The 509-nt window shown below is 39.3% G+C and carries 1 pseudogene; it reads left to right on the top strand.

Annotated elements, in window-relative coordinates:
* Positions 1-91: 91 nt before the first annotated feature.
* A pseudogene (gene tnpA / locus NK638_RS12455) lies at positions 92-355 on the top strand (IS200/IS605 family transposase); the annotation flags it as partial.
* Positions 356-509 lie beyond the last annotated feature (154 nt).

The raw sequence follows: 509 nt of genomic DNA, 5'->3' as shown, positions 1-509 counted from the left end.
AAAATTCATCCCAGTAGCGCTATGACATTTTTAGAGTGTATCGACTATAGTTTATACTGATATTCTCTTTTATTCCATATTGGTCTACTTAATAGAAAATGACTTAAGACGTGGTAGACACGTTGTCTTTAATTTGCATGTGCAGTTGCTCTTTGTCGCTAAGTATCGACGAGCAGTTTTCACCAAACAAGTTCTTGATGACCTTGAAGTTATCTTTGCTGATGTGTGCAACAAGTTTGAAGCCGAGCTTGTGGCGTTTGATGGTGAGGATGACTATGTGCATTTGCTGGTAAATTATCTGCCAGTATATCGAACAGCAAAATATGCCACACTAAACAGCTTTCTTTGCGTAAGCATAACTACTTAAGTTGCCTTATAGCCACCCCCTGAAGTGGGTGGTTTTACGGCAACGCTGGATAAAAAACCGCCAATCGTTGATTGGCGGTTTTTTTGACCAAATAAGACATATACAGATAAAGGCAAGGCTACTGATATCAGTTTTATTGGCC

It is taken from the genome of Psychrobacter sp. A3 (assembly GCF_028823565.1).
GTDB lineage: Bacteria > Pseudomonadota > Gammaproteobacteria > Pseudomonadales > Moraxellaceae > Psychrobacter > Psychrobacter celer.
The sequence above is the reverse complement of the archived record's forward strand: the minus strand, read 5'-3'. Positions and strand labels throughout refer to the sequence as shown.